Origin of the sequence: uncultured Gimesia sp. (assembly GCF_937919775.1) — a bacterium.
In the GTDB taxonomy this organism is placed as follows: domain Bacteria; phylum Planctomycetota; class Planctomycetia; order Planctomycetales; family Planctomycetaceae; genus Gimesia.
This window is the reverse complement of sequence record NZ_CALFPF010000529.1, coordinates 1-7,816: the sequence shown is the minus strand read 5'-3', so window position 1 is coordinate 7,816 and position 7,816 is coordinate 1. Positions and strand designations below refer to the sequence as shown.

Annotated in this window: 5 protein-coding genes and 1 pseudogene; all 6 read right to left on the bottom strand. The window is 50.3% G+C overall.

The annotated features are described in order from the left end of the window. Positions 1 to 361 (bottom strand): annotated as a pseudogene (locus Q0294_RS15225) (glycine cleavage system protein T); the annotation flags it as partial. A gap of 220 nt (positions 362 to 581) precedes the next feature. Next, positions 582 to 1,343 carry a succinate dehydrogenase/fumarate reductase iron-sulfur subunit gene (locus Q0294_RS15220; RefSeq protein WP_299467145.1) on the bottom strand — a complete coding sequence of 254 codons (762 nt, stop codon included), beginning with the start codon at positions 1,341 to 1,343 and terminating at the stop codon, positions 582 to 584. Continuing rightward, positions 1,343 to 3,274 carry a fumarate reductase/succinate dehydrogenase flavoprotein subunit gene (locus Q0294_RS15215; RefSeq protein WP_299467143.1) on the bottom strand — a complete coding sequence of 644 codons (1,932 nt, stop codon included), beginning with the start codon at positions 3,272 to 3,274 and terminating at the stop codon, positions 1,343 to 1,345. The genes Q0294_RS15220 and Q0294_RS15215 overlap by 1 nt, the downstream gene beginning before the upstream one ends. A 75-nt stretch (positions 3,275 to 3,349) precedes the next feature. Continuing rightward, positions 3,350 to 4,114 (bottom strand): succinate dehydrogenase cytochrome b subunit, encoded by a 765-nt coding sequence (locus Q0294_RS15210; protein WP_299467141.1) that lies wholly within the window; start codon positions 4,112 to 4,114, stop codon positions 3,350 to 3,352. A gap of 374 nt (positions 4,115 to 4,488) precedes the next feature. Then, entirely contained in the window at positions 4,489 to 6,771 is a 2,283-nt protein-coding gene (rnr, locus tag Q0294_RS15205; protein ID WP_299467139.1) for a ribonuclease R, read from the bottom strand. Between the two features lie 4 nt (positions 6,772 to 6,775). Continuing rightward, on the bottom strand, positions 6,776 to 7,816 hold a 1,041-nt coding region (locus tag Q0294_RS15200), incomplete at its 5' end, for an HD domain-containing protein (protein ID WP_299467137.1).

The window sequence follows — 7,816 nt, the reverse complement described above, 5'->3', positions numbered from 1 at the left end:
TCAAGCGATTCGAAGCGTTGACCACCAGCATATAAAAATCGGAGAACCGATACACGAGCACATCGTCCAGAATCCCGCCCGATTCATTAGTAACCAGAGAATACCGAATCTGCCCTGGCTTGAGAGATTCCACATTGTTCGTCAGCAATGTATCCAGAAAACGGCACGCATCCGGGCCTGAAAAAAACAGACGTCCCATATGGGCAATGTCAAATAAACCGGCTGCTTTGCGCACGGCGTGATGTTCTGCAGTGATATTAGAATACAGCAGGGGCATCTCCCAGCCGGCAAAATCGACCATGCGACCACCATGATCGACGTGCCATTGATGACAAGCAGTATATAACAAGGTATCAGACACGTGATTTCTCTCTTTTATTCCTGTTGACAACAGAATCTTTACCGGAAACAAAACGGTTACGCTTTTGAAACGAGGCGGTTCTATTGTGGAAGTTCAAGTTCAATCATGCAATCATCAGGCCGAGAGAATCTAAAAAATCCAAAACTCTTCGCGCATAAAAAAGCGAGGTCCTGAAACAGGATGCCTCGCTCGTGCAAAGTTGCTGAATTGATTGTCCCGTTTATTCGTAGGAGCAAAGTTTGGCACGCAGATATTCACGGTTCAATCGGGCAATGTTTGAAACAGAAATTTCGGCGGGGCAGGCGGCCTGACATTCTTCCGTATTCGTACAGTTACCGAATCCTTCCAGATCCATCTGTGCCACCATGTTCTGTGCCCGGGAAGCCCGTTCCGGTTGGCCTTGAGGCAGTGTTGACAAATGTGAAACTTTGGCAGAGACAAACAACATCGCAGAGGCATTTTTACAGGCGGCAACACAGGCACCACAGCCGATACACGCGGCAGCGTCCATTGCGGTTTCCTGGATATGCGCGGGAACCGGAATCGCGTTTGCCTCGGGCGCACTTCCGGTATTCACCGAAATAAACCCGCCTTTTTCTATAATGCGGTCAAAGGCACTCCGATCCACGACCAGATCGCGTATGACCGGGAAGGCCTTGGCACGCCAGGGCTCAACCACGATCGTATCTCTGTTTTTAAACCGCCGCATATGCAACTGGCAGGTTGTGGTCCCGGTATCGGGCCCATGCGCCTGACCGTTGATCATCAGGCTGCACATGCCACAGATCCCTTCGCGGCAGTCATGATCGAAGGCGATCATTTCTTCGCCTTTTGCAATCAGCTGCTCGTTCAGGACATCCAGCATTTCCAGAAATGACATATGCGTGGAAATTCCCGTTAACTTGTATTCCACGTAACGCCCCGGAGCATCAGATCCAGGCTGCCGCCAAACTTTGAGCGTCAGATCCAGTGTCTCGCTCATTATTTATAACTCCTCGTAGCCAGAGGTACTTCGACAAATTCCAAATGCTCACGATGTTCAACAGGTTCGTTTCCGACCCCCTTGAACTCCCACGCCGCTACATGACAGAAATTTTCATCGTCACGTAATGCTTCGTTTTCTTTTGTCTGATGTTCTTCACGGAAGTGACCACCACAGGATTCTTCCCGAACCAGGGCGTCACGCACCATCAATTCACCAAATTCCAGGAAGTCAGCCAGACGACCTGCATGTTCCAGATTCTGGTTGAGTTGCTCTCCCTGCCCCAGTACTTTGATGCTGGACCAAAACTCATCTCGCAGGTCACGAATTTTGCCCATCGCGGTTTCCAGCCCCTGCCGTTCGCGTGACATGCCGCAATAATCCCAGAGAATATGGCCGAGCTCACGATGAATACTGTCAGAAGAACGCGTGCCTTGAATGCCCAGAATTTTGGCGTTGCGATCCTGAGCATTGGCCATTGCTTCTTTAAATGCGTCATCGTCTGTCGAGACAGCAGGCAGGCTATGCGAGGCAAGAAAGTGACCGGTCGTATAAGGGGCAACAAAATAGCCGTCGGCGAGTCCCTGCATCAACGCAGATGCGCCCAACCGGTTGGCACCATGATCAGAGAAGTTGGCTTCACCCAGTACGAACAAACCAGGGATCGTACTTTGCAGATGGTAATCAACCCACAAGCCCCCCATGGTGTAATGCACGGCGGGATATATTCTCATCGGAACCTGATAAGGGTCTTCGCCCGTGATTTTTGCATACATGTGGAACAGGTTGCCGTATTTCGCTTCGATGGCATGCCTGCCATCGCGGGCAATAGCATCGCGAAAATCGAGAAAAACCGCCTGCTTCGATGGACCCACTCCATAACCGGCGTCGCACCGCTCCTTCGCAGCCCGGGACGCCACATCGCGCGGCACCAGGTTTCCGAAGGCAGGATAACGGCGTTCCAGGTAATAATCGCGTTCGGTATCGGGAATCTGATTTCCGCGTCGTTCGTCACTTTGGGATTCAGGCACCCAGACCCGCCCATCATTTCTCAGGCTTTCGCTCATCAGCGTCAGCTTGGACTGATAATCGCCACTGACGGGAATGCAGGTGGGATGAATCTGCGTGTAACAGGGATTCGCAAAGAAAGCGCCCCGTTTGTGACAACGCCAGGCTGCCGTCACATTCGAACCCTTGGCATTGGTGGAAAGATAAAAGGCATTGCCGTAGCCTCCCGTGCAGAGTAATACGCAATCCGCAGAATATTTTTCGAATTCGCCGGTGATCAGATTCCTGACAATAATCCCGCGTGCCACACCATCAACCACGACCAGATCCAGCATTTCCCGTCGCGGGAATAATTTGACGCGTCCGGTGCTAACCTGTCGCATTAACGCACTGTAGGCTCCCAGTAGTAGCTGCTGGCCGGTTTGACCGCGTGCGTAAAAAGTACGAGAGACCTGGGCACCACCAAATGATCGGTTCGCGAGAGACCCGCCGTAATCGCGGGCAAAGGGAACTCCCTGAGCCGCACACTGATCTATGATATTATTACTGACCTGAGCCAGGCGATGCACATTCGCTTCGCGGCTGCGAAAGTCGCCTCCCTTGACGGTATCGTAAAAAAGCCGCCAGACACTGTCGCCGTCATTCGGATAGTTTTTCGCCGCATTAATTCCCCCCTGAGCGGCGATACTGTGAGCCCGTCGCGGGGAGTCCTGAAAACAGAAGGATTCGACCTGATATCCCAGCTCCGCCAGAGAAGCAGCAGCAGAAGCCCCTGCCAGACCGGTTCCCACGACGATGATTTTCTTCTTCCGTTTATTTGCCGGGTTAACCAGCTTCATTTCCTGTTTGCAGCGGTCCCACTTCTCGGCCATGGGTCCTTCTGGAACACGAGAATTGAAAACCGTGGTAGCCGTCTCGGCCATGATATAAACCTTCAAAACGGAAACAGTTGAACTATTGAGTTATCTTGGACAATAAACGTAATGGAATGACAATCATCAATGGATGAATAAACCCCAGATTGGCAGGCTGGCAAAGCCGGCTGCAATCACAAACGCGAACAAGATCGCCAGTTTTTTGATCCAGGGCATATACTTGGGATGATTCAATCCCAGCGACTGAAACGCACTCCAAAATCCATGCGATAAATGAAAACCAAGCACAATGGTTCCCACAATGTAGATGGGAGCAGTGAGACTACCAAGTACCTGGATGATAATGTCGTAAGGCTTTGCTTCGACGACTCCTTCAGGAGTTTTGATTGAGTACTCAACGCTGGGATTCAAATGCAGCTTCATATCGATCATATGTACGATCAGAAATGCCAGAATGATCGCCCCCGAGATAAACATCCAGGAGCTGGTCCGGCCCATCGGAGTTTGCCCGAACAGAGACGGTTTTTCCTGGATCTTACTTTGAGTCTGCTGATAGCCGACCTGCCGTGCCCGCTGATTATCACGGGTCAGTTTGAATGCCAGGGCGATGTGAGTAAACAGCAACAGAAATAATCCGACTTCCGCCACAGGCAGCAGCAGCATGCTATGCAGTTCTTTAGCATATGTGTTGTAGGCATCCGCACCCACATAGACCAGCAGATTTCCTGCCAAATGCACCACCAGGAAGCTGCACAATAAAAGTCCCGTGATACCCATCACGAACTTTTGGCCAATGGAAGAAGACAGGAGTGTCATGATCCATTTCGTTGCTGATCTACCGCCGGCTGACGGAGATGGTTGCTGTTTTTCAGCCAATTTTGTCACCATAATCAAGCTCTCACCCGGTTACCCTGAGGCGATCCCGTGAACAGTATGTGATATTAACTTCCCTCGAGCGGCTTTTCTCAGCCCCTCATCCTGAATTCATTTCGTACACGAAAGACAGGCAGCCTAATTCTTAACTCAGCTTAAGTTATTATATTTCCCCGCCTTTGAACATCAATCTTCACTCAATTATAAAGTTGAACCCTTTTACAAATTTCAAGCATTCCACTCTGTTTTAGAATGATGCAGTCCGTTTTCAAGGGAAAGATCCGGAAACCATCGCAGTTCTCCGGGCAGAACAATCCGTGCCGCTCAGAGCTCTGCTCTTTACATCGGATAGTTAGCCAATGATCTCCGCTTCTGTTTGTGCTTTACGATTATTTTTTCTTTTTCTTCTTTCCTCGCTGCGATTTAGGCTTTCGACTCTTCTGTTTCGTATTCGATTTCTCTTTCGTGGGTGGCTTTGCCGACTTCTTGCCCTGGTAAGGAGATTCCTCAGTGGCAGGCTTCGCTGCCTTGGGGGAAGTAGGCAGACGGAAATCCAGCTCGCGTCGATCCAGATCGATCTTCTCGACCTCAACGGTCAGGTAATCTCCCACTCGAAATTCCTGTCCGGTTCGTTCACCGACAATACTGAATTTGGCGACATCCTGATGAAAGTAATCGTGTTTTCCCAGACGGCTGATGTGTAACAGGCCTTCGACTGGCACATCCGTCCCCCTACAGAACAGCCCAAAAGTTTCCACGCCTGTGATCATGGTCTTGAGCGTTTTGATATTCTTATCGATCATCCATGAGAGCAGCTTGACTTTGGTTAATTCGCGTTCCGCTGCTTCCGCCCGTCGCTCGCGCAGGGACAGCTCATGCCCCAACTGCCTTAATCCCTGCGGGCTTTGTCCTTTTCCCTTGTCCGGACGTTCCAGAATGTCATCGATCATCCGATGAATGGTTAAATCGGGATAGCGACGGATCGGGCTGGTAAAGTGGCAATAATGGTCGACAGCCAGTGCATAGTGCCCCAACTCCTCATCGGTATACTCCGCCTGCTTCAAGCTGCGCAGCAAAGCATAATTGATGGCCTGCTCAATGGGCGTCCCATGAACCTCTTCGACGATTCTCTGCAGATCCTTTCGGCTTTGCACCTTATTGAGCGTAAACCCTAAAGCGTTGGCGAATTCTGCAAATGCCACCTGCCGCGGCAATTCCGGAGAGGGATGCACGCGTCTCAAAAAACGCAGCTTCCGGTCATTAAAGGCTTCCGCCACCGAAATGTTTGCCGCCAGCATAAATTCTTCAATAATCTGGTGGCTTTCATCGTGCTCACGTTCGACGGCACCCGTCACGCGATGTTGATCATCAAAAGTCAGCCGAACTTCGGAAAGGTGTAATTCCAGGGATCCGGCTGCAAATCGACGCTTGCGCAGAGTCATTGCCAGATGATGCATATTTTTCAGTAAACCTCGAACGTGTGCGGAAACATTTTCGCCTTCCGTATCACGCTCATCAATGAGGGGCATCACCTGCTCGTAAGCAAATCGCTGAGTCACATTAATCGCGGAATTGGCAAATTCCGTGTGTACGGGAACACCATCCGGAGTGAATTCAATAAAAGCAGATTTGGTAAAACGGACCTGACCTTCCTGAAGACTGGCCAAGCCGTTTGAGATAATTTCCGGTAACATCGGAATCACCCGGCCGGGCAGATAGACGCTCGTCCCCCGACTTTTGGCTTCCCGATCCAGTACAGAACCTTCTTTCACGAAATGCGCCACATCGGCAATATGGACTCCCAGCACCCAGTGACCTCTTTCATTTTTACTTAAAGAGATCGCGTCATCAAAGTCGCGTGCATCGACAGGATCGATCGTCACAATGGTTTCTTTGGTCAGATCCCGTCGGTTGCCCAGTTTTTTTTCATCAAACAGGCTGGCCTGCTCGCGTGCTTCCTCAAGAACTTCCTCCGGAAATTCCAGCGGAATCCCAAACTCATAGATAATAGAGAGCAGATCAACGCCCGGTTTCCCATGCGGACCGAGCACCTTGGAGATCACGCCTCGACCGAGATAATTTTTGGACGGAAACTGCAGAATGTCGATGACGACTTTATCTTCCGAGCTGACGCCTTTTGCCCCCGGGTCGCCGACATGAATGGGCGAGTTGAAGATTTTGCCATCCACGTGGACATAACCTTCTCCCTGCGCTTCAAAATACGTTCCGACAAAGGTCGTCGAAGCCCGCTCAATAATCTCCACGACCCGACCACAAAGCTGCCCCCCGCTGCGGCGGCGGTTAATGACAGTCCCATACACTTCATCCCCCGTCTGGGCATCTCCCAGATCGCGTTCAGAAATATAGAGATCGCCCGCGTGACGCTGGTCGTGGGCAATATCGTCGGGTTTATGATGGGGAATCAGATAACCTGCACCAGAGCTGGTTTTCTTGATCATTCCCGCAATCCAGTCCTCTTTTTTGACAGGCCGAATTAATCCGGTATCCGAAACCAGAATATCCTTCCTGACACGCAGATTATGCATCGCCTGCTCAAATTCTGCGGACGATGACTTGGAACCTCCGACTTTTTTCAACAGCGACTTTTCGCGCACTGGCGTATAACCGGGCCTGGTTACATACTCGAGAATCTTCTGCTCAAAATCGGGCATCGCCTCAGTCCTCGGTTGTTCCCTTGAATAGTTTCCGCTGCAAGCGAGGCGAATAAGGGGTCCAGTTTGATGTGGAATTCAGATCGTCTTCGATGAACCGAGTGAATTCATTTACTTTGGCATCCAGGTTATCAAGATGATGTAAGGCGACCGCTTCGGGGGTCATCGGCAAACGGGCACTGCCAAATTCATATGTTCCGTGATGACTGACAATCATATGCTTCAACCGCAGTTCTGCCTCTCTGGGAAACGATTCCCCGGTCATTTCCTGATAGGCGATGATTTTTTCGGTCAGCATCTCGACACCAATAATCAAATGCCCCAACAACTGACCTTCGTCCGTATAAACAAATTCGTTCTCGTAACCGAGTTCCCGCACTTTTCCAATATCATGCAAAAAGACCCCTGCCAGTAGCAGATTTATATCTGCTTTGGGATACAGGTCGGCCACCCGTTGAGCCGTCTCCATCAGATTGACCACATGCTCAATCAGGCCCCCGTGATAAGCATGATGTGTTTTAACGCCGGCTGGTGCTTTGCAGAATGCTTCCATCAGCGCTTCATCAACCAGAAAGCACTCCATTAATGTGCGAATCTCATTGTTTTCGATGCCCAGCAGCATCTCGCGCAGTTTTCCTAACAGTTGCTGCACATCCTGTGACGCCTGAGGCTGAAATTCAGCAGGATCAAGATTATCGGCAGCGACCGGTTCGATATAGGTCAGGATGACTTGCAAGGTTCCCTGAAACAGATGCACTTTGCCTTTGGCCTGCACATAATTGCCCGGCTGGAAATGTTGCATTCGTTCTTCAAGCACGTTCCACATCCGCGCGTTAACGACCCCTGTACAATCTCTCAAATCGGCTGATAAAAACAGGCTGGCATTACGATTTGCACGTAACTGCTTATCAACCAAGAGGTAAACTTCATTGACCAGATCGCCATCCTTTAACTGATTTATATATTGACGAGACATCTCGAATCGGCTTTCAGTAACACTCTCAAAACGCAGTTGTCGATCTAAAGTTTCGCTAAGAAACACAAT